The sequence below is a fragment of the Cedecea neteri genome (assembly GCF_000758325.1).
Lineage (GTDB): Bacteria > Pseudomonadota > Gammaproteobacteria > Enterobacterales > Enterobacteriaceae > Cedecea > Cedecea neteri_B.
On sequence record NZ_CP009459.1, the window covers coordinates 2,254,950 to 2,276,415 of the forward strand.

General features: G+C 54.5%; 21 protein-coding genes. 7 read left to right on the top strand and 14 right to left on the bottom strand.

Annotated elements, in window-relative coordinates; genetic code table 11:
* Position 1 precedes the first annotated feature (1 nt).
* From LH86_RS10630 to cspE, 5 genes are all read left to right on the top strand, one after another.
* Positions 2-1,255, top strand: a complete 1,254-nt coding sequence (locus LH86_RS10630; RefSeq protein ID WP_039301049.1) for a TolC family protein — start codon at positions 2-4, stop codon at positions 1,253-1,255.
* On the top strand, positions 1,255-2,721 hold the full coding sequence (locus tag LH86_RS10635; RefSeq protein ID WP_039301052.1) for an efflux RND transporter periplasmic adaptor subunit: 1,467 nt from the start codon (positions 1,255-1,257) through the stop codon (positions 2,719-2,721). The genes LH86_RS10630 and LH86_RS10635 overlap by 1 nt, the downstream gene beginning before the upstream one ends.
* Positions 2,718-5,837 (top strand): efflux RND transporter permease subunit, encoded by a 3,120-nt coding sequence (locus LH86_RS10640; protein WP_039301054.1) that lies wholly within the window; start codon positions 2,718-2,720, stop codon positions 5,835-5,837. The genes LH86_RS10635 and LH86_RS10640 overlap by 4 nt, the downstream gene beginning before the upstream one ends.
* A gap of 197 nt (positions 5,838-6,034) precedes the next feature.
* Positions 6,035-6,604 carry a lipid IV(A) palmitoyltransferase PagP gene (gene pagP, locus LH86_RS10645; protein ID WP_039301057.1) on the top strand — a complete coding sequence of 190 codons (570 nt, stop codon included), beginning with the start codon at positions 6,035-6,037 and terminating at the stop codon, positions 6,602-6,604.
* A gap of 195 nt (positions 6,605-6,799) precedes the next feature.
* Positions 6,800-7,009 (top strand): transcription antiterminator/RNA stability regulator CspE, encoded by a 210-nt coding sequence (cspE, locus tag LH86_RS10650; protein ID WP_004100146.1) that lies wholly within the window; start codon positions 6,800-6,802, stop codon positions 7,007-7,009.
* Between the two features lie 217 nt (positions 7,010-7,226).
* Here cspE and crcB read toward each other — a convergent pair whose 3' ends face one another.
* Positions 7,227-7,610 (bottom strand): fluoride efflux transporter CrcB, encoded by a 384-nt coding sequence (crcB, locus tag LH86_RS10655; RefSeq protein ID WP_039301060.1) that lies wholly within the window; start codon positions 7,608-7,610, stop codon positions 7,227-7,229.
* A 103-nt stretch (positions 7,611-7,713) separates the two neighbouring features.
* Between crcB and LH86_RS10660 the strand changes: the two genes are divergently transcribed.
* Positions 7,714-8,502: a deaminated glutathione amidase gene (locus LH86_RS10660; protein WP_039301063.1), complete on the top strand. Its 789-nt coding sequence runs from the start codon at positions 7,714-7,716 to the stop codon at positions 8,500-8,502.
* A gap of 129 nt (positions 8,503-8,631) precedes the next feature.
* Entirely contained in the window at positions 8,632-8,838 is a 207-nt protein-coding gene (gene tatE, locus LH86_RS10665; RefSeq protein WP_039301066.1) for a twin-arginine translocase subunit TatE, read from the top strand.
* A gap of 85 nt (positions 8,839-8,923) precedes the next feature.
* Here tatE and lipA read toward each other — a convergent pair whose 3' ends face one another.
* From lipA to lptE, 13 genes are all read right to left on the bottom strand, one after another.
* Positions 8,924-9,889: a lipoyl synthase gene (lipA, locus tag LH86_RS10670; RefSeq protein WP_039301069.1), complete on the bottom strand. Its 966-nt coding sequence runs from the start codon at positions 9,887-9,889 to the stop codon at positions 8,924-8,926.
* Between the two features lie 239 nt (positions 9,890-10,128).
* On the bottom strand, positions 10,129-11,085 hold the full coding sequence (locus tag LH86_RS10675) for a YbeF family transcriptional regulator (RefSeq protein WP_039301072.1): 957 nt from the start codon (positions 11,083-11,085) through the stop codon (positions 10,129-10,131).
* Positions 11,086-11,331: 246 nt separating this feature from the next.
* The gene (gene lipB / locus LH86_RS10680; RefSeq protein ID WP_039301075.1) at positions 11,332-11,976 is read right to left on the bottom strand and encodes a lipoyl(octanoyl) transferase LipB; all 645 of its coding nucleotides are present in this window, start codon (positions 11,974-11,976) and stop codon (positions 11,332-11,334) included.
* Positions 11,977-12,050: 74 nt separating this feature from the next.
* Positions 12,051-12,314: a DUF493 family protein YbeD gene (ybeD, locus tag LH86_RS10685; protein WP_008456041.1), complete on the bottom strand. Its 264-nt coding sequence runs from the start codon at positions 12,312-12,314 to the stop codon at positions 12,051-12,053.
* 109 nt (positions 12,315-12,423) lie between these two features.
* Positions 12,424-13,635: a D-alanyl-D-alanine carboxypeptidase DacA gene (gene dacA / locus LH86_RS10690; protein ID WP_039301078.1), complete on the bottom strand. Its 1,212-nt coding sequence runs from the start codon at positions 13,633-13,635 to the stop codon at positions 12,424-12,426.
* A gap of 143 nt (positions 13,636-13,778) precedes the next feature.
* Positions 13,779-15,008, bottom strand: a complete 1,230-nt coding sequence (gene rlpA, locus LH86_RS10695; RefSeq protein WP_039301082.1) for an endolytic peptidoglycan transglycosylase RlpA — start codon at positions 15,006-15,008, stop codon at positions 13,779-13,781.
* Between the two features lie 16 nt (positions 15,009-15,024).
* Positions 15,025-16,137 carry a peptidoglycan glycosyltransferase MrdB gene (gene mrdB, locus LH86_RS10700; RefSeq protein ID WP_039301085.1) on the bottom strand — a complete coding sequence of 371 codons (1,113 nt, stop codon included), beginning with the start codon at positions 16,135-16,137 and terminating at the stop codon, positions 15,025-15,027.
* A gap of 2 nt (positions 16,138-16,139) precedes the next feature.
* Complete coding sequence (mrdA, locus tag LH86_RS10705) at positions 16,140-18,041, bottom strand: peptidoglycan DD-transpeptidase MrdA (RefSeq protein ID WP_039301088.1); 1,902 nt, start codon at positions 18,039-18,041, stop codon at positions 16,140-16,142.
* 27 nt (positions 18,042-18,068) lie between these two features.
* A complete protein-coding gene (gene rlmH / locus LH86_RS10710; RefSeq protein ID WP_008456055.1) occupies positions 18,069-18,539 on the bottom strand; it encodes a 23S rRNA (pseudouridine(1915)-N(3))-methyltransferase RlmH in 471 nt (156 codons plus the stop codon).
* Between the two features lie 3 nt (positions 18,540-18,542).
* Complete coding sequence (rsfS, locus tag LH86_RS10715) at positions 18,543-18,860, bottom strand: ribosome silencing factor (RefSeq protein WP_008456058.1); 318 nt, start codon at positions 18,858-18,860, stop codon at positions 18,543-18,545.
* Between the two features lie 312 nt (positions 18,861-19,172).
* The gene (gene nadD, locus LH86_RS10720) at positions 19,173-19,820 is read right to left on the bottom strand and encodes a nicotinate-nucleotide adenylyltransferase (RefSeq protein WP_039301091.1); all 648 of its coding nucleotides are present in this window, start codon (positions 19,818-19,820) and stop codon (positions 19,173-19,175) included.
* Positions 19,813-20,844: a DNA polymerase III subunit delta gene (gene holA, locus LH86_RS10725; RefSeq protein WP_039301093.1), complete on the bottom strand. Its 1,032-nt coding sequence runs from the start codon at positions 20,842-20,844 to the stop codon at positions 19,813-19,815. Before holA ends, nadD begins: the two co-directional genes overlap by 8 nt.
* Complete coding sequence (gene lptE, locus LH86_RS10730) at positions 20,841-21,452, bottom strand: LPS assembly lipoprotein LptE (RefSeq protein ID WP_039301095.1); 612 nt, start codon at positions 21,450-21,452, stop codon at positions 20,841-20,843. The genes holA and lptE overlap by 4 nt, the downstream gene beginning before the upstream one ends.
* Positions 21,453-21,466: the final 14 nt, after the last annotated feature.

Sequence of the window (21,466 nt, forward strand, 5' to 3'; positions counted from 1 at the left end):
CATGAAACGACACACCCTGAGCCTCTGGCTTGGCGGGGTGCTGTTGGCTACGTCTGTCTCCGCCGCACAGGCGGCGGAGCTCAGCCTGCAACAGACTCTGCTGGCCGCCGAGCATTATTCTGCGGCGCTGTCCGCCAACCGTAATCAGAGCGATGCGCTGAACGCCATGGCTGACTCTGCCCGCCAATTGCCCGATCCAAAGCTGAAGTTTGGTATCGAAAACGTGCCGGTACAGGGCAGTAACAACCATCGCTTTAGCCGCGACGGCATGACTATGCAGCGCATCGGTATCATGCAGGACTACGTCAGCGAAGAGAAACGCGATCGCAAAGCGGACACTATCCTGGCCCAGTCTGCCAGCAGCCAGGCCAAAGCGGAGGTGATTCGCGCCAAGCTTCAGCGTGATACCGCGCAGGCGTGGCTGGATCTTGCTTTATCTGAGCGCGTGCTGACGGCTGCTCGCAAGCTGGTAAACGAAACCGAGCGGCAGATTGGCGTTCAGAAAGCTACCGTGGCCAGCGGCAGCTCTCCCGCTTCCGGCGTAGTAGATATCCGCATGACGCTGCTCACCATGCAGGACAAAGTCACGCTTGCCGAGCGTGATGTCACCCTGGCGCAGACCCGCCTGCTACAGCTGACCGGACAAACGGTCGATAGCGTGGTGGGGACATTGCCCCGCTACCAGCGATTACCGGCCGATCCTGCTGTGCTGGAAGAGGGTGTAATGCAGCACCCGGAGGTGATTGAAGCCGCCCGTGAAGCCGACGTTGCTCGCGCTAAGTCCGCGCAGTCTGCCGTAGCAGCTAAACCTGATGTTGGCATCGAAGTTTATTACGGCCGCCGCGCTGAGGGGTATGACGATATGGCGGGCGTGATGTTCACCGTCGATCTGCCTCTGTTTAAACCTCAGCGGCAGGATAAAGATTATTCCGCCGATGTTTCCCGGGCGATGGAAGCGAACGATCAGCTGGCGCTGGCTCGTCGGGAGCGTATCGCGCTGGTTCACTCGCTGGTGGCAAATTACCAGGCTGCGCAAAGCGTCTGGCAGCGGCAGCAGGAGCAGGCTTTACCGCTTCAGCGCCAGCGCCTGTCTCTGCTGGAGTCGCAGTACCGCGCCGGGCAATCCTCTCTGACTGAACTGCTGGCCGCTCGGCGGGATCTTTTGGACACCGAGCTGACCGCCAGCAGCGCGGAAAAAGCCGTAGCCACCAACTGGGCGGCGATCCGCTACCTAACGCCTCAGGATGTTAACTAATGAAAAAATCACTCACTTTTTCCCTGCTGGCAGGGGCGGTTGTTGCCGCACTGGCCACGGGGTATTACGCCGGGAAGCAGCAAACCTCTCACCAACATGCCGAAGCTCAGCCCCAGCAGGAAAGCGGCCGCAAAGTGCTTTATTGGTACGATCCCATGGTGCCCGGTCAGCGGTTCGACAAGCCGGGGAAATCGCCGTTCATGGATATGGCGCTGGTCCCGCGATACGCCGATGAAGTGGCCAACGACGGCGGCGTGACGGTCAGCAACCGCCAGCAGCAAAACCTGGGCATAAAGACAGCCGCCGTTGAGCGCAAGGCTCTGAGCGTGCCGTTCGCCGCTTTTGCCACCGTAACGCTGGACGAACGCAGCGTACAAATTATCCCGGCCAGCGCTAACGGCATTGTGGAGACGCTGTACGTCAAAGCCCCTCAGCAGTACGTGAAAGCCGGGGAACCTTTGGCGCAGCTGTGGTTCCCGGAATGGACCGCCGCACAGCAGGAGTTTCTGGCGGTGCGCAAGCTGGGAGACAGCGCCTTAACCGCGGCGGCCAGAGAGCGGCTGCAGCTGCAGTTTATGCCCACGGAAGTGGTTCGCCAGGTTGAGCGCAGCGGCAAGCCGCAAACCCGCGTAACCGTTCGCGCAAAGCTTGCCGGGTATGTGAATAAACTGGAGGCGCGAGAAGGGCAACAGGTGACCGCGAATGCCCCGCTGTTCGAAGTGGCAAGCCTTGACTCCGTATGGATTGTGGTGGATTACCCTCAGTCTCAGGCTCAGGCATTGCAGTCGGGAAGCGAGATTGTGGCGACCGCTGATAGCTGGCCAGGGGAGGTATTCCACGGGCGTGTAAGCGAACTGTTGCCGAATCTCGAAACTGCCACTCGCACGCTGAAGGCGCGCATTGTGCTGGATAATCCACAAATGAAGCTCAAGCCCGGCATGTACCTCAGCGTGCATCTGGCGAATCAGCAGCCTCGTGCTGCGGTTCTGGCTGTGCCGGAGGAGTCGCTGATTGAAACCGGGAGCCAAAGCCGCGTGCTGGTTGCCGAAGACGGCGGCCATTTCCGACCGGTGAACGTGGTGCCGGGCATCAGCGACAAAGGCTGGGTGGAGATTCGTTCCGGGCTGAATGAGGGGGAGAAAGTGGTCACTTCCGGCCAGTTCCTTATCGACTCAGAGGCAAGCCTGCGCAGCGCTTTGCCAGAGCCGGAAGGGCAGGCTAAAGCGCCACCAGCGGTGAAAACCTACGACGGCGAAGGCGTGGTCAAAGCGGTCAGCGCGGAGGCCATTACTATCGCCCATCATCCTATCCCGGCGCTGAACTGGGGCGCGATGGTGATGCCTTTTGCGCTGACATCGCCGACCAGTCTGAAGCCGGGTGATGCAGTGATGTTCAGCTTTACAATGGACGATGAAAAAGGGGCCGTTATCACTCATCTGATGCCGATGGCGGGGGCGCACAAATGATTGCCGCCGTTATTCGCTGGTCGCTTAAAAATCGCCTGTTGGTGGTGCTGGCCGTCATCATTATGGCTGCGTGGGGGCTTTGGTCGCTGCAGCGAGCGCCGCTGGATGCGCTGCCGGATCTCTCCGACGTGCAGGTGATTGTGCGGGTCAGCTATCCGGGCAAAGCGCCGCAAATCGTGGAAGATCAGGTCACCTATCCGCTGACCACCACCATGCTGTCCGTTCCGGGAGCTAAAACGGTGCGTGGCTTCTCCATGTTTGGCGATTCTTATGTCTACATTCTGTTCGACGATGGGACCGATCCTTACTGGGCGCGTTCCAGGGTACTTGAATACCTGAGTCAGGTGCAGTCTCAGCTGCCGCCGGAGGCCAAAGCTTCGCTGGGGCCGGATGCCACCGGGGTTGGCTGGGTATATGAGTATGCGCTGGTGGACAGAACCGGCAAGCACAGTCTGGCCGATCTCCGTGCTTTACAGGACTGGACGCTGAAATTTGAGCTGAAAACTGTGCCAAACGTCTCCGAAGTGGCAAGCGTGGGCGGTATGGTGCGTCAGTACCAGATTGTGCTCGATCCGGAGCGTATGAAGGCGCTGAATATTACCCATGAGCAGATCATTAACGCGGTGAAAAGCGCCAATCAGGAAGGGGGCGGGTCGGTGCTGGAAATGGGAGAGGCTGAGTACATGGTGCGTACTTCTGGCTATCTCAAAAATCTGGATGACTTTAAGCAGGTGGTGATCGCCAGCCGCGACGGCGTGCCGGTGCTGCTTTCCGATGTTGCTTCTTTCAGGCTCGGGCCGGAAATTCGTCGGGGTGTGGCGGAGTTTAACGGGGAAGGTGAAGTTGCCGGTGGCATTATTGTGATGCGCTACGGCAAAAACGCCCTTGAAACGATTAACGCGATCAAAGCAAAGCTGGCTCAGCTGCAGAAGAGTTTGCCGGCAGGCGTTGAAATTGTGCCGGTGTACGACCGCTCGCACCTGATTGAACACGCGATTGAAACGCTCTCCCACAAGCTGCTGGAAGAGTTTATCGTGGTCGCCATTATTTGTTCGCTGTTCCTGTTCCACTTCCGCTCTGCGCTGGTGGCGATTATTACCTTGCCGCTGGGAATTCTGGGGGCGTTTATCGTCATGCATTACCAGGGCGTGAATGCCAATATTATGTCGCTGGGCGGGATAGCGATTGCCATTGGCGCGATGGTCGACGCGGCAATAGTGATGATTGAAAACATGCACAAAGTGCTTGAGCAGTGGCGGCACGATCGTCCAGGGGAGCAGCCGCGCAGCGAGGATTACTGGAAAATTTCCCAGCAGGCGGCGGTAGAAGTGGGGCCGGCGTTATTTTGCAGCCTGCTGATTATTACCCTGTCGTTTATCCCGGTGTTCTCTCTTGAAGCGCAGGAGGGAAGGATGTTTTCGCCGTTGGCCTTCACCAAAACCTATTCTATGGCGGTGGCTGCAGGGCTGGGGATTACGCTGGTGCCGGTGCTGATGGGCTGGTTTATTCGCGGCAAGATCCCTGATGAAAAGGCTAACCCGATTAACCGCTGGCTGATCGCGGCCTACGAGCCTGTACTGGAAAAAGTGCTCGACAGGCCGAAAACCACGCTTGCGGTAGCCGGTGTGTTGCTGGTGGCCACGCTTTGGCCGCTGAGCAAACTGGGCAGCGAATTTATGCCGCCGCTGGATGAGGGGGATTTGCTGTATATGCCTTCCACGCTGCCGGGTATCTCAACACGTGAGGCAGGACGGCTGCTACAGCAAACCGATCGCCTGATCAAAACTGTGCCGGAAGTTGAAACCGTTTTTGGCAAAGCGGGACGCGCTGAAACGGCCACCGATCCTGCGCCGCTAACCATGATTGAAACCACCATTCGCTTTAAGCCACGCGACCAGTGGCGGCCGGGAATGACGATGGACAAGCTGGTGAGTGAGCTGGATAACGTGGTGAAAGTGCCGGGCATTGCCAACGTGTGGGTGCCGCCTATCCGTAACCGACTGGACATGCTGGCCACCGGGATTAAAAGCCCGGTAGGGATAAAGGTGAACGGCAATAATATTGCCGCCATTGAGTCGGTGGCTGAGCAAATTGAACGTGTGGTCAAGCAGGTGCCAGGAGTGACGTCTGCGTTGGCTGAGCGCCTGAGTGGTGGGCGTTATGTGGACATCGACATCGACAGGCGTAAAGCGGCGCGTTATGGCGTTTCGGTTAAAGAACTGCAGTCGCTGGTGGCGACGGTGATCGGCGGCGAAAATATCGGAGAAACCATTGAGGGACGCGAGCGTTTTCCTATTAACGTGCGCTACCCGCGTGAACTGCGCGATAACCTGCAGAAACTGCGCGATTTACCGGTTATTACCTCCAACGGCGGTCAGGTGGCGCTTTCTGAACTGGCAAATATTGCGATTACAGAAGGGCCGCCGATGCTGAAAAGTGAAAATGCACGCCTTTCTAACTGGGTCTATGTCGATCTGCGTGGCCGTGATTTGAAGTCTGCCGTAGAGGATATGCAGCGCGTCGTGGCCGAGCAGGTGAAGTTGCCTGAAGGCGTTTCGCTTTCATGGTCAGGTCAGTTTGAATATCTTGAACGCGCGACCGCGAAATTAAAAATTGTGCTGCCATTTACCTTATTAATCATATTTGTACTGTTATATGTCACCTTCTCACGAGTGAAGGATGCGCTATTAATTATGGGGACTTTGCCGTTCTCATTAATTGGCGGCGTGTGGCTGCTTTACCTGTTGGGATATAATCTGTCTGTGGCTGGAGCCGTGGGCTTTATTGCCCTGGCAGGGGTTGCTGCTGAATTTGGCGTGATCATGGTGCTTTATTTAAACCAGGCACTGACCAGGCATCAAAAAGCCGATGAGATACAGGATGACGGTATGTTGCGGCGTGCCATCCATGAAGGTGCTGTCCTGCGCGTCAGGCCGAAGGTGATGACCGTTGCCACCATTATGGCGGGTTTACTGCCGATTATGTGGGGCAACGGGACCGGATCGGAAGTGATGCGGCGTATTGCCGCCCCGATGATTGGGGGGATGGTGACGGCGCCATTGCTGTCGATGCTGGTTATCCCTGCGGTATATATGCTGATTAAAAAACGGAAATAAGCGTTGTTTGCCGGAGCGGATATAGTTATGCGCTCCGGCTTGCAATTTTATTCAACGTTGTCTGACATCTGTTTGGGAATTCAGCGAATTGACAGCAGGCGGTGGACAATTTTCTTTACAAGTCATGTGCTGATTTAGCTTTCATTGAGATATAATTCAGTAAGGTACCTGTCGAATTTTAATATGGTAATAACGACGTGACTTACGCGAATAAACTGTTCTCAATTTTGATTTTTGTTTGCACGCTTGGGTTGAGCGCTTCTGCTGCTGCGGAAAGCGGCTTTTTCAGCAATGCATGGGACACCTTCTCAGGCCAGGTGTCTAAAACCTGGAATGAGCCAGAACACTACGATCTTTACGTGCCGGCGATCACCTGGCACGCCCGCTTTGCCTATGACAAAGAAAAAACGGATCGCTACAACGAGCGGCCGTGGGGCGCAGGTTTTGGCCAGTCCCGCTGGGATGAAAATGGCAACTGGAACGGTATCTATCTGATGGCGTTCAAAGACTCCTTTAATAAGTGGGAGCCTATCGGCGGCTATGGTTGGGAGAAAACCTGGCGTCCGCTGAGCGACGATAATTTCCATTTAGGGTTGGGGTACACCGTCGGCGTTACCGCGCGTGACAACTGGAAATACATCCCAATCCCGGTTGTGCTGCCGCTGGCGTCCATTGGCTACGGCCCGGCAACCTTCCAGATGACCTACATTCCAGGCACCTATAACAACGGTAACGTCTACTTCGCGTGGATGCGTTTCCAGTTCTGATTTAGTCGGCCTGAAGCCAGTGAAAACTGAGGGTTTTTATACCCCTTTAAAAACAAGGTGTAATGTGCAAGCTAGTAAAAAGTTAGCGACTTTTATCACTTTTTAGCAATTCTGGACTGGACAAAAGCCACCACAATTGTTGTACTGATGCCCGACACAGCATTTGTGTCGTTTTTTCATGTAAAGGTAATTTTGATGTCTAAGATTAAAGGTAACGTTAAGTGGTTTAATGAATCCAAAGGCTTCGGCTTCATTACTCCGGAAGATGGCAGCAAAGACGTGTTCGTACACTTCTCTGCAATCCAGAGCAATGGTTTCAAAACCCTGGCTGAAGGCCAGCGCGTTGAGTTTGAAATCACTAACGGTGCCAAAGGCCCTTCTGCTGCAAACGTAATGCCTATCTAAGTCATTACCAGTAGAATATAAAAACCCGCCAAGGCGGGTTTTTTTTTGCCTGCGATTTATCAGGCAAACAGATAGGTTTTCAAAAACAGCCCAACGATAACGACGCTTATCAGCACGCTCGCCCAGCCGGTTATTTGTTCTTTCATTGCCCGCTCCCCCAAAGATATGGCAGGGATAGTGGCAGAGAAAAATTAAGCTAACATTAACGCCTCGGGGCTTATTGGGTCACGAAGAGAGAAACCAGCCAAAATGCGAGCGCGGTCATGATAAATGAGCCTGCCAGGTTAAGCAGGACGTTCGTGCCAGCCCAAATCAAACGTCCATCCTGCAGCAGCAAAACCACTTCCGCAGAAAACGTCGAAAACGTTGTCAGGCCGCCACAGAAACCGGTGGTTATCAGCAACTTCCACATCGGGTCGACGTGGCTGAAGCGGCTGAACAGCGCCAGCCCAAGGCCGATGATAAACGCCCCCGTCAGGTTAGCGATTAGTGTCCCGATGGGAACGCCCATGTGCATCGGATTGAACTTCATACTAAGAAACCAGCGTGCTACGCTGCCTGTCCCGCCGCCGATAAAGACGGCGAATAGCATCTGAATCACGATTAATCCTTATTAAACATCAGCAATGTGAAAAGTGTAGCGTTCAGGCCGGGAGATTTATACCCAATGTGCTGTAATTAATCCTTTGAACGGCGAGGCGAATATGAAGGTGGCGGTCGGGCAGTTTGTGGTAGGGCCAGTCTGGCAGGAAAATGCGGCAACCTGCGTCAGCCTTATGGCGCAAGCAGCAGGCAAAGGGGCTGATTTGCTCGTTTTGCCTGAGGCGGTGTTAGCCCGGAGTGATAGCGATCCGGATCTGTCAGTTAAGTCAGCGCAGGCGCTGGATGGCGGCTATGTGCAACAGCTGCGGGCTGAAAGCCGGAAGAACGCTATGACTACGGTGCTAACGCTGCATGTTCCTACTCACAATGGGCGGGCGGCAAACACCTTACTGGCCATTCGCGGTGGCGAAATTGTGGCGAGCTACCAGAAAGTTCATCTGTATGACGCTTTCAGCGTGCAGGAGTCTAAGTTGGTGGATGCCGGAACAAGCCTGGCACCTCTGATTAAGGTTGCCGGCATGAATGTCGGGCTGATGACCTGCTACGACCTTCGTTTTCCGGATATGGCGTTGAGCCTTGCGCTGGGCGGAGCAGAAGTGCTGGTTCTGCCAGCGGCGTGGCTAAAAGGGCCGCATAAAGAGGCTCACTGGGCCACACTGCTCGCCGCTCGTGCGTTAGATACTACGTGCTATGTGGTTGCTTCCGGGGAGTGTGGCAATAAAAATATCGGCCAGAGCCGAATCATTGACCCGCTGGGAGTGACCGTAGCGGCAGCAGCTGAGTCTCCTGCGCTGATTTTTGCCGAGATTACGGCAGAGCGAGTGGCGGAAGTCAGGCAAATGCTGCCGGTGCTGCTTAACCGAAGGTTTGCGCCGCCGCAAATGTTATGATGTTTTTTTAATCAAATCTTGATTCACCTTGTTACAGATTGCTATTGTGTCGCGCGGGCAAATGTCCGTTAATGCAATCAGGTCTTTTATTCGCCGTTGCCACGGCACGCATCACAAAAGAAGGTAGGTATGGGAGAGATTAGTATTACTAAGCTGCTGGTTGTCGGCGCGCTGATCGTATTGCTGTTTGGTACCAAGAAGCTGCGCACGCTGGGCGGCGATCTCGGTTCTGCCATCAAAGGCTTTAAGAAAGCGATGGCTGAAGACGACACTGGCAAAAAGCCCGATACCGAAGCTGAAGCCGCTGCAGAGCAACGCATCGTTCATAAAGACTGAACGACGACGGCAAAATAAAAAACCGGCTCAGAATGGCCGGTTTTTTTATGAATGTCAGTTTATAAGTAACAAGATGTAACCAGTATTACTTCACTTCCATCCCTTTTGCCTGCAGGTCCGCATGGTAAGAGGAGCGAACAAACGGGCCACAGGCGGCGTGGGTGAAGCCCATTGCCAGCGCTTCGGCTTTCATCTCTTCAAACTCATCCGGGCTAACGTAACGCTGTACCGGCAAGTGGTGACGGCTTGGCTGGAGATACTGGCCCAGCGTCAGCATGGTCACGCCGTGACGACGCAGGTCGCGCATCACTTCGATAATCTCTTCGTTAGTTTCACCCAGGCCCACCATCAGGCCGGACTTGGTTGGAATATCCGGATGGGCTTCTTTAAAGCGCTCAAGCAGCTTCAGAGACCAGTTGTAGTCTGCGCCTGGACGGACGTTGCGGTAGACGCGCGGTACGTTTTCCAGGTTGTGGTTGAAGACGTCCGGCGGCGTTGCGGTCAGAATATCCAGCGCACGGTCCATACGTCCACGGAAGTCAGGCACCAGCGTCTCGATTTTGATAGTTGGGTTCTTTTCACGAATAGCCCGGATGCAGTCAGCAAAGTGCTGGGCACCGCCGTCGCGAAGATCGTCCCGGTCAACGGAAGTAATTACGACGTAACGCAGACCCATATCGGCGATGGTCTGTGCCAGTTTTTCGGGCTCGTTAGCATCTGGTGCGACAGGGCGACCGTGTGCGACGTCGCAGAATGGGCAGCGGCGAGTACAAATGGCGCCCAGAATCATGAAGGTCGCGGTGCCGTGGTTAAAACATTCAGCGAGGTTAGGGCAGGAGGCTTCTTCGCAAACGGAGTGCAGACCATTCTTGCGCATCGCCGCTTTAATGCCCTGGATACGGGTTGAGTCAGACGGAAGTTTGATTTTCATCCATTCTGGTTTTCTCAACAGCTCCTGGCGCTCTGTCGCCACGTTTTTAACCGGGATCAGAGCCATTTTATCGGCGTCGCGGTATTTAACGCCGCGTTCCATCACAATGGGTTTGCTCATAGGGTGCGTGTTCCAGTTGCGGATAATGAAGTCAGGCTAATTCAAGCTAAGTTAGGATCTATCAACTATTTTTGAATTAATGGCCGGAAGTATATCATCACGGCCAGGGAGAATCAGTATACCCCAACATGAAATGGAGAAAGAATTGTAAATGGGTTGTTGTTTTGTGCTAAATGCGAGGTTAACGGGCATGGTGTTCACCTCTAAAACGTTCGGCAAGAGGTGAAAACCACTGTGAATCAGGCAAACTCGGTGCGTATGGCTTTGATTATCTCCTGCAGAACCGTATCCCGAATGCTTAGCTTGTTAAAATGCATGCTGGTTTCCATCGTTTTATCCGCAAACAAATCGCAGTCAACGGCTCGCAGATTCCACGTCTCTTTAAACATTTCGTACAGCCGCCAGGGCATGAAGCCCAGCAAATCGCTGCTGCCTAACAGCGAGGACAGCGTGACGTAGTTGTAGCTGCTAAACGCTATCTGTCTGTTGGGTAGTCGCTCGCTGATCTCCTGGCGCAAGTCGCGCAGCAGGTCATCCTGCATGATCAGGAAGGTGTGCTCCATGTTTTGCAGATCTTCGCGAGTCAGCCGTTGTTCAAGACAGGGATGACCTTCCCGGCAGACCACGGCGATACTTTCCTGATACAGCGGCACGCTGGTGATGGTACGTGCGTAGTGGCGACTGGTGTCAATAATCAAGTCGGTTTGAAACTGGCTGAGCTGGGACTCACCGTCGTTAATGGGCACATTGCGAATAAGCAGATTTGGATTGACCTTGCGGATCGCCGAATAGACTTTAGGAATAACTAAAGCCCCAATAGACGGCTGAGTGGCAATGGTGATGGTACGCTGCTGGTCATTGCTGTTGTTGAAATCCAGCGCGCCGAGAATGGATTCCAGTCCCTGGCTGATATATTCATGCAAGTGTGCCGCATACGCCGTTGGCGTGACGCCCTGGCCTTTGCGAATGAATAATGGATCGGGAAAAATATAGCGCAACTTTTGGATCGACTGGCTGATAGCCGAGGGCGTCAGGTTGAGCACTCTGGCTGCATTGACGATGCCTTTATGAATGTAGACGGCTTCAAAAATAGTCAGCAAGTTTAAATCTATGTTGCGTAACGTCTTGAATACGGGATAGTTGTTTTCACCATCGCGATCCACGATTTTTTTCTCAGACAGTGGGTTTTGCCCCATGTCAGGTCTCCGCTCAAAAAATAAAGAATATTATATTTATAGATACAAATAGACCGTTTGGGGGAATTAGCATAGTTATTTTGCCAACCCAAGCACGAATGAGAAAAATTAAGCCGCAGAAGCCATTCCAGGCTGTCATATTATTTAAATAATGACGTTACTGAATTATCCAATTAGTGATTATAACCGATGGGCGAAAAAGTGATAAAAAGACACTATCAGGCCAGCGAAAGGCAGGCCTGACGTTTACTCCACTTCGCTGTATTCGTATGGCGGATGGTTTAGCAGGGCGATAAAGTTTTCTACCAGGCGGGGCTGAATATCCGCCACCGTAATGCGTTCGACAAAATGACTGACCTGGGTCATCTCCAGCCCGGCGTAGCCGCAGGGGTTAATCCGCAGGAAGGGGGATAAATCCATGTTGATGTTTAACGCCAGACCGTGGAAGGAACATCCTCTCCGAATGCGAAGCCCCAGAGAGCAAATTTTGCGTCCGGCGACATACACACCCGGCGCGTCGGCGCGGGGGTAAGCCTCAATATCATATTCTGCCAGCGTGTTAACCACGGTCTGTTCCAGCATGGTGACCAGTTCCCGCACGCCCAGCTTGCGTCGTTTTAAGTTCAGCAGGAAATACATAACCTGCTGGCCTGGGCCGTGAAAGGTCACCTGGCCGCCGCGATCGCTTTGCACAACGGGAATATCGCCCGGCATCAGGACGTGCTCGGCTTTACCGGCCTGACCCTGGGTGAAAACCTGAGGATGCTCAACCAGCCAGATCTCGTCGGCCGTCGTCTCATCGCGGGTGTCGGTAAAGTCATGCATTGCCTGCGAGACAGGTTCATAAGGCTGCAGGCCAAGAGTGCGGATCAGGATAGTGTCTTGAGACAAAACAGCGTCTCCGGGATAAAAGGGTGGCGGGAAGTATATCACAGCTAAAACCCGGCCTGAGCCGGGTTATCAGATTACAGCACCATACGAACGATTTCGATGTTGCCTAATTCTTCATACAGGGTTTCAACCTGCTCAATGTGGGTGGCATTGATGGTAATAGAAACCGAGTGGTAGTTCCCTTTGCTGCTTGGTTTAACCTGCGGCGTGTAGTCGCCAGGGGCGTGGCGCTGCACCACCTCAACGACCAGATCAACCAGCTCCGGTTTCGCCAGGCCCATTACTTTGTAAGTAAAAGAGGTTGGGAATTCGAGCAGTTCGTTCAGTTTGGTTTTCATGGTAGCTCCAGCGTTACGGCAATAAAAATAATAACTCCCGCCGGCGGGCGGGAGTTGCTTTGATGCTAAGTATATGGGGTCAGGTTTGACACTTTCAAGTGTTCAATAATTAACCGAACCAGTGGTGGAACATCAGCTTGATGTAATCAATGATTCGGCTGAAGAAATTCCCTTCCGGCATCTCCTGCAGAACAACTAATGGACGCTGCTCGATGGTTTTACCGTCCAGCTGGAAGTTGATGGTGCCCACAACCTGGTTTTTCTGCAGCGGGGCGTGCAGTTCAGTCGTGGTCAGCACGTAGCTGGCTTTCAGGTCTTTCATGCGACCGCGAGGAATGGTCAGGTAAACGTCTTTATCCACGCCGAGCGAAGCACGGTCGTTATCGCCAAACCAGGCTGGCTCAGAAGCAAACTCTTTGCCGGCTTTCAGCGGAGAAACGGTTTCAAAGAAGCGGAAGCCCCAGGTCAACAGCTTTTTGCTTTCTGTTTCACGGCCTTTATAGGTGTGTCCGCCAAGAACCGCGGAGATCAGGCGCATCTGGCCTTCCGTAGCGGAAGCCACGAGGTTATAGCCTGCGGCATCGGTGTGGCCGGTTTTAATACCGTCCACGTTGAGGCTGGTATCCCACAGCAGACCGTTACGGTTGGTCTGACGAATGTTGTTGAAGGTGAACTCTTTTTCTTTGTAGATAGCGTATTCGTTCGGCACATCGCGGATCAGCGCCTGGCCGATCAGCGCCATATCACGCGCAGAGCTGTACTGACCTTCGGCGTCCAGGCCGTGTACGGTCTGGAAGTGGGTGTTTTTCAGGCCCAGGGCGGAAACGTAGCCGTTCATCAGGCTGACGAAAGCATCCTGGCTGCCGGCGACGAAGTCGGCCATCGCCACACAGGCGTCATTACCTGACTGCAGATTAATACCGCGAACCAGCTTGTTGACCGGAACCTGCATTCCTGGCTGCAGGAACATCAGCGAGGAGCCTTTAAACACAGGGTTACCGGTAGCCCAGGCATCTTTGCCGATGGTGACCATCGCATTGTCGTCGAATTTACCGGCTTTCATCGCCTGGCCAATGACGTAGCTGGTCATCATCTTGGTGAGGCTGGCCGGGTCGCGGCGAGCGTCAGCATTTGATTCGGCCAGCACTTTGCCTGAGTTGTAGTCAATCAGGATATACGCTTCTGCATCAATCTGCGGGACGCCCGGGATCATAGTTTTAATGTTGAGGTCGTCAGCTTGAGCAGAGGCCATAGCCACAAGAGCGAAAGCCGAGGTGAGCGCCAGGCGCTTAACAAAACGTGCAGAAGGAGCTGTATTCATGATGGAACTACGACGTCCGTGATGGAATTAAAAAAAGTGCCTTACTATAGCAAAAGCATTTTTGACTGGCATCTGACTTTGCGCGTGAGTTTGTTAATGGTCTTTACACAAATTTACGGGCTAGGATCAGGCCAGTCATCGCTTTACATAGCGGGAGCGTTAGTCACAAATGACTGCTGTTGCGCTTCCGACATCAGGCGCTGCTGCAGGGCGGTGGCCTCAGTGCGGCTGCTGAACGGGCCAAGCTGAACGCGATACACAGAGCCGTTATGAGAAACTGCGCCCGGCACGCCAAACTGCTGGCTTAGCTTTTGCTGCCACTGGCTGGCGCGTGCGCCATCGCTCACTGCACCGACCTGAACAACATAACGGCCACTGGAGGCTGGAGCGCTTGCAGCAGCTGCACTACGTTGGACGTGGCCTTGTGTGGAACCAGGCGCGGTGACCGGCGCAGAAACAGCAGGCGCTGGCTGCTCAACGATCGGCCCTGGCTGTGGCGCTACTGGCGGAGTAGGCGTTGCAGCAGGTGCTGCTGTTGCTGCAACAGGTTGTTGTGTCGCAGATGTTGCTGCCGCCGTTGCCGGAGTATCAGGTGTTTCTATCACGCCTGCCGCAAGTGGCGTAGGAGCGCCGAGGAAACCGCTGCTCTGAACAGGTGCGCCGGTGGTATCTGCACTTTGCAGCGTTGAGTTGCTGATGGCGCGCACATCACCCTGCGGCGCTACAGGCTGAGCTGGGGAGGAAGCGCTTCCCATGCCGCCGCTAAGGTCCGGACGGGACGGCAGCGCATAGGTCTGCTTGGCTATAGTCGTACAGGCCGTACCCGGGCCGGACATTGTGCCATCCTGTGCAACGATAATAGGGTCGATACGGACTTTAGTATTGTTTGAGGTGTTCAGCCTGTCGGCTGCTGCGCGAGACAGCGAGATCACCCGATCGTTGCCATAAGGGCCACGATCGTTGATGCGGACCACAATCATGCGGCCATTCGCGAGGTTAGTGATTCGCGCATAGCTTGGAATAGGCAGCGTTGGGTGTGCTGCGGTCAGCGCATTAGGATCAAACGCTTCGCCAGAGGCGGTCAGGTTGCTGCCTGGTTCGGCATCGTAGATAGCCGCGAAGCCTGCCTGGCTGAAGTTTGCCGGATTCTGAACAATTTTGTAGCTTTTGCCATTGTTCTGATAATCCTGGTTGACTGACGGATTCAGCGGCTCGTAACGTGGCTCAGCGCCGCTGATTTCCACTACGGGACCGTTGCACACGGCCGGCTGTGGCGCCTGATTCACCGGCTGCTGACTCTCATCATTTGACGAACATGCTGCCAGTAATGCGGCTGCGATGCAGACGCCAGCCCACCGTTTTTGCTTACCCATTGCGCACCTCATCCAGTTACACGCTTTTTGATAACATTTTTCTGTGAGTATGTATCGACATGACGATACCAAACCCGGCCATCAGCACAATTAGCGCCGACCCCCCGTAGCTGACGAGCGGCAGCGGTACACCGACCACCGGCAAGATACCACTAACCATGCCAATATTTACAAATACATAGACGAACAGGATCAGCATCAGCCCACCAGCCATTACCCGGCCAAAGGTGGTCTGCGCACGAGCGGCAATAAACAGGCCACGCATGATCAGCAGCAGATAGAGCGCCAGTAGCACCAGAATGCCGACTAAGCCTAGTTCTTCCGCAAGTACCGCGAAAATAAAGTCCGTATGTCGCTCGGGCAAGAACTCCAGCTGCGACTGTGTGCCGTGCAGCCAGCCTTTACCACGCAGCCCGCCGGAACCGATGGCGATTTTGGACTGAATGATATGATAGCCCGCGCCGAGCGGATCGCTTTCTGGATCTAACAGCATCATCACGCGTGCGCGCTGATAGTCATGCATCAGGAAGAACCACAGGATCGGCACAAAGGCGGCTACCAGCAGAACGGCAACCAGAATAAGTCGCCAGCTCATGCCGGAAAGAAATAGCACAAACAGGCCCGATGCGGCGACTAAAATAGATGTTCCCAGGTCTGGCTGGGCGGCAACCAGCAGCGTAGGCATGAAGATCAGCACGAGCGCAATACCGGTATTTTTCAACGAGGGAGGGCAAACGTCGCGGTTAATAAAACGTGCGACCATCAGCGGGACGGCAATCTTGGCAATTTCCGAAGGCTGGAAACGTACAAAACCCAGGTCCAGCCAGCGCTGCGCCCCTTTTGAAATTGCCCCGAAGGCATCAACCGCCACCAGCAGAACAATACAGAAAATATAGAGATAGGGCGCCCAGCCTTCGTAGACGCGAGGGGGAATTTGCGCCATGACGACCATGATTACCAGTCCCATCAGGATCTGGCCGATTTTACGCTCCATCATACCCATATCCTGGCCACTGGCGCTCCACACCACCAGGGCGCTGAACACCAGCAGCGCAAGGATAGTCACCAGGAAGGTCGGGTCGAGGTGAACCTTATCCCAAATCGTTTTTTTATTAGGATTGTCAGTCATGCTTATTGATCCTCTGCGGCCGAGGCGGCCGGTGCTTCCGACGGCAGTACCGTGTTGTTATCCCCTAACATAACGTGGTCGAGGATCTGACGCATGATGGTCCCAACTGCCGGACCTGCGCCGCCGTTTTCCAGAATCATGGTCACGGCGTACTGTGGGTTGTCGTAAGGTGCGAAAGCCGTCATCAACTTGTGGTCGCGCAGACGTTCGGCAATTTTATGCGCGTTATAGGTTTCGTTGGCCTTCAGGCCAAAGACCTGTGCGGTACCGGATTTCGCCGCCACTTTGTAAGGCGCATTGGCGAAGTATTTGTGCGCGGTTCCGTTGGGTCGGTTGGCTACGCCATACATCCCGTCTTTGGCAATTTCCCAATAGCCAGAGTGGATGTCACCTACCGGCGCTTCAGTCGGCTGCTGCCAGGGAACCTGCTTGCCATTTTCCGTGGTGCTCATCAGCAGATGTGGAACGCGAACAATACCGTCGTTTATGAGGATCATCATCGCCTTACTCATCTGGATTGGCGTGGCCGTCCAGTAACCCTGGCCGATACCGACTGGGATAGTGTCACCCTGATACCACGGTTTTTTAAAGCGCTTCAGCTTCCACTCGCGCGTCGGCATGTTGCCCGCGCGCTCTTCGGAAAGGTCGATTCCCGTCAGGTGACCGTAGCCAAACTTGCTCATCCATTCGCCAATGCGGTCGATCCCCATGTCATAGGCGACCTGGTAGAAGAAGGTATCCGCCGATTCTTCCAGAGATTTTGTGACGTTCAGGCGGCCGTGGCCCCATTTTTTCCAGTCGCGGTAGCGTTTTTCCGAACCTGGCAATTGCCACCAACCTGGGTCAAACAGCGAGGTATTACGGGTGATCACTCCAGCGCTTAAGGCCGAGACGGCCATATAAGGCTTCACGGTAGAGGCTGGTGGATACACGCCCTGAGTCGCGCGGTTAATTAATGGCGTGTTCGGGTCGTTTAGCAGGCCCGAGTAGTCTTTGCTGGAGATACCGTCGACGAACAGGTTCGGGTTATAGCTTGGCATAGAAACCAGCGCCAGAATGCCGCCGGTACGCGGATCGGTAACGACCACCGCAGCACGGCTGCCAGCGAGCAGGGTTTCGATGTAGGTTTGCAGCTTCAGATCGAGGGTCAGATAAATATCATGCCCGGCCTGAGGCGGCACTTCTTTAAGCTGGCGGATGACGCGGCCACGGTTGTTAACCTCAACCTCTTCGTAGCCCGTTTGCCCGTGCAGCACATCTTCGTAATAGCGCTCTATACCGAGCTTGCCGATGTCGTGGGTCGAGGCGTAGTTAGCCAGCTTGCCTTCTTTATCCAGGCGCTCAACGTCTTTGTCGTTGATTTTAGAAACGTAGCCAATGACGTGGGTTAGCGCGGAGCCATAAGGATAGAAGCGGCGTTTGTAGCCTTTCACTTCCACACCTGGGAAGCGGTATTGGTTTACGGCGAAGCGGGCAACCTGAACTTCCGTCAGGTTAGTTTTGACCGCAATAGAGGTGAAGCGGTGCGAGCGGGCACGCTCTTTTTTGAAGTTCGCGATATCGTCATCGGTCAGGTCAACCACCGGGCGCAGCGCCTCCAGCGTATCCTGAACGTTATCGACTTTCTCCGGCATCATCTCGATTTGATAGATGGTGCGGTTCAGCGCCAGCGGGGTACCGTTACGATCGTAAATAATGCCGCGGCTGGGCGGAATGGGCACCAGCTTGATGCGGTTTTCATTGGACCGTGTCTGATAGTCGTTAAAGCGAACGATTTGCAGATTATAAAGATTGGCGATCAGAATGCCGGTAAGCAGCAAAATGCCGATAAAAGCGACCAGCGCCCGGCGCACAAAGAGCGCAGACTCAGCCGTATAGTCGCGAAAAGAATTCTGTAATTTCATTCGCTGCTTAGTATTACCCGCTCAGGTTTACTCACGATGGTAAGGGTGGTTGGTGGTAATGCTCCACGCCCGATAGAGACTTTCCGCCACCAGCACTCTGACCAGCGGATGAGGCATGGTTAGCGTGGAGAGCGACCAGCTTTGCTCGGCGGCGGCCTTGCAGGCTGGTGCTAATCCTTCGGGGCCACCGATTAACAGGCTGACATCGCGGCCATCCTGCTTCCAGCGTTCAAGCTGTGTGGCAAGCTGCGGGGTATCCCACGGTTGACCGGGAATATCCAGCGTCACAATTCGGTTACCTTTGCCCGCGGCGGCCAGCATCATCTCGCCCTCTTTTTCGAGGATACGTTTGATATCGGCATTTTTGCCGCGTTTTCCAGCCGGAATTTCTACCAGCTCAAAAGGCATGTCTTTCGGGAAGCGGCGCAGGTACTCGGTAAAGCCGGTCTGCACCCAGTCAGGCATTTTGGTTCCAACGGCCACCAGTTGCAGCTTCACCCGTTAGCTCCAGAGTTTTTCCAGTTCGTACAGCTGGCGGCTCTCTTCCTGCATGACGTGAACGATAATTTCGCCCAGATCGACAACAACCCAGTCGGAAGCGTTGATGCCTTTCACGCCCATCGGCGACAGGCCAACTTCACGAGAGGACTGCACAACGTGTTCAGCAATTGACATGACGTGTCGGTTAGATGTCCCGGTGCAGATAACCATGCAATCGGTGATGCTGGATTTGCCTTTAACATCAATTGCGATGATGTCCTGGGCTTTAAGGTCGTCGATTTTATCGACAATGAAATCCTGAAGTGCTTTACCCTGCAAGTGTTCCCCCTGAGAGAATGAGAGTGTTTGGTTTAGCCCGTAATAACCCTGGACCAGCAGGGCAGGCGGCTTTGGCTGAAAAATTGGCCGACCAGCGCGAATCGCGGGCTATCATCCCATTGCGCGCCGGAGTTTGCATTGCCATTTTTGTAAAACTATTTCAGAAAAGCCGGATTACGGGCAGGAAATTATGGCAGCGGAGCATAACAGCCTGAGAAGTGGTGTCAATGGCTGGCGTTCCCGGTAAATCATAATAGCGTAATCCAGCGCGCTTCACTGTTCTCCCCCTATAATTCAGACGAGCCCCAACGCTTAGCGATAAAGCCCGTGCTGGAGAATAAAAGTCAGTACGTCAGGCGGGAGTAGATCGTCGCAGGGCTGATTGCTCTCAAGCCGGTGGCGAATGGTGGTTGCGGAGATATCGTAGAGCGGCGTTGGGGCTAGAAAGACTTTCCCTGCTGGCAGCTGGTGTAGCGTTGCGACAGAATCCGTGACGTTTTGAGCGAGCCACCTTTGCTGTTCGGGCGTTTCCATGGTTAGTGGATAACCAGGCCGCTGGGTGACCAGCAGATGGCACAGCGTGAGCAGCGTTTCCCAGCGGTGCCAGCGGTGGAGGCTGAGCAATGAGTCCTGACCAATAATAAAGGCCAGCGGCTGTTGGGGCCCCAACTCGGCGCGAAGCTGCTCCAGCGTTTCCACGGTCCAGGACGGTGTCGACCGGGTCAGTTCCCTGTCATCCAACGTGAATAATGGGTTACCTGCTATTGCGAGCTTAATCATCTCTTTGCGCTGTGCGCTGCTCGCTTCCGGCTGCGGGCGATGCGGTGGCACATTATTGGGCATGATGGTGACGTTTTTGAGTTTCACCAGCCGGGCCAGCGCCTCAACGGATTTCAAATGACCATAATGGATAGGATCAAAGGTGCCGCCGTACAGCGCTAACAAAGAGGAATCAGGCATCAATAAAGATTTCCGGTAAGGCTTTATGGCAGATAAGCAGAGAGAGGCCTTCGAGTTCGTCCCAGACTGACTGCCCGTAGTCCTGCTTCAGCGTCAGTTCGATACGTGTCAGTAAACGAACGGCCTGATAAAGCTGCTCCGAAGAAACACGATTGAGCGCTTCAGTGACCAGCTGGCGGCGGTTTTGCCACACGCGTTGCTGATCGAACAGCGTCCGTAAGGGCGTCGTTGCCGACTGACGTTTGAGATTGACCAGTTGCAGCAGTTCCCGCTGCAGGGTTCGCAGCAGAATGACCGGCTCGCTGGCCTCCAGGCGAAGCTGCTGCAGTATATGCAGCGCTCGTTTGCTCTTTCCGGCGAGCAGAGCATCTACCCAGTGAAAAGGCGTGAAATGGGCTGCATCGTTTACGGCTTGCTCAACGCGAGGCAGCGTTAGCTTACCGTCCGTCCAGATTAGCGAGAGTCTTTCCAGTGCCTGCGAAAGCGCCAGCAAATTGCCCTCATAGCAGTAGCAGAGCAGCTGATTGGCAGCATCGTCCAGCGTCAGATTCATCTGTTTTGCACGCTGAGACACCCAGCGGGGCAGATTGGCCTGTTCTGGTGTCTGGCAGGTCACCAGCACCGAGCGGTTTGCCAGTTGGGTAAACCAGGCGGCATTTTCCTGCGCTTTCGTCAGTTTGTTGCCGCGAATCAGTAACAGAATATCGTCGTGAAGCAGGCTAACCAGCGTTTCTAGCTGAGCGTTAATGGCGGCGTTGGGGCCATTTTCCGGCAGCAGTAACAGCAGCGTCTGGCGGCTGGCAAATAGACTGAGAGCCTGGCAAATCGAAAACAGGGCCTGCCAGTCGGTGGAGACTTCTATCTGTACGGTGTGGTGTTCTTCAAAGCCATTTTGCTGGGCGTGTTTGCGAACGGCATCCTGGCTTTCCTGTAATAAGAGAGGATCGTTACCTAATAGCAGATACGCCGCGCGCAGCCCTTCATTGAGCTGCGCGTGGAGTTGTTCCGGATACACTCGGATCATTTGCTGACAGAGGTTGCCGGCAGAGTGGTGGACACACGGCCTGTCGGTTCGGCCGGTTTCACTGGGCTAACGGGCTTTTCCTCGTCTTTTGTTGCTGCAAGGTCGGCCGCGTGTACAGCCATCAGCTTGCGGACCAGCTGTTGGGCAATGTTGGTGTACATTTCTTTGATGAGCAGATCCTGCTCGGCGTCTTTTGCCAGGGCAGTCAGCGGGTTATCAAAGAATGAACGGTATGTCTTCGCACTGATCGGGTAAATATCGTGACCCGGGATCAGGACCTGAGCATTGACGGTCATGACCATCTGGTATTCCGCCGTCTGGCCGTTCTGGAACACTGAAGCCGTGTCCTGACCCAGGCCTAAAGCGCCTACGCGCAGGGAAGGAATATCCTTACGTACGCCAGTGCCGGTATCGTCAACAATCGTGACGCCGTTTAAGCGCAATTGTTTACGAATTTCACGCGTTAGCGGGCCGTTAGGATCGCCAGAGTTGAGGATCAGCGTCTTCATCTCTGAAGGAACCTGCGTGTTGCCACGCAGGTGAAAACCACATCCGGCGGTGACCAGCACCGCCAGGGTTACTAACAGGGTGATAAAGGGATGTCGCACGCTTCCTCCTGCGC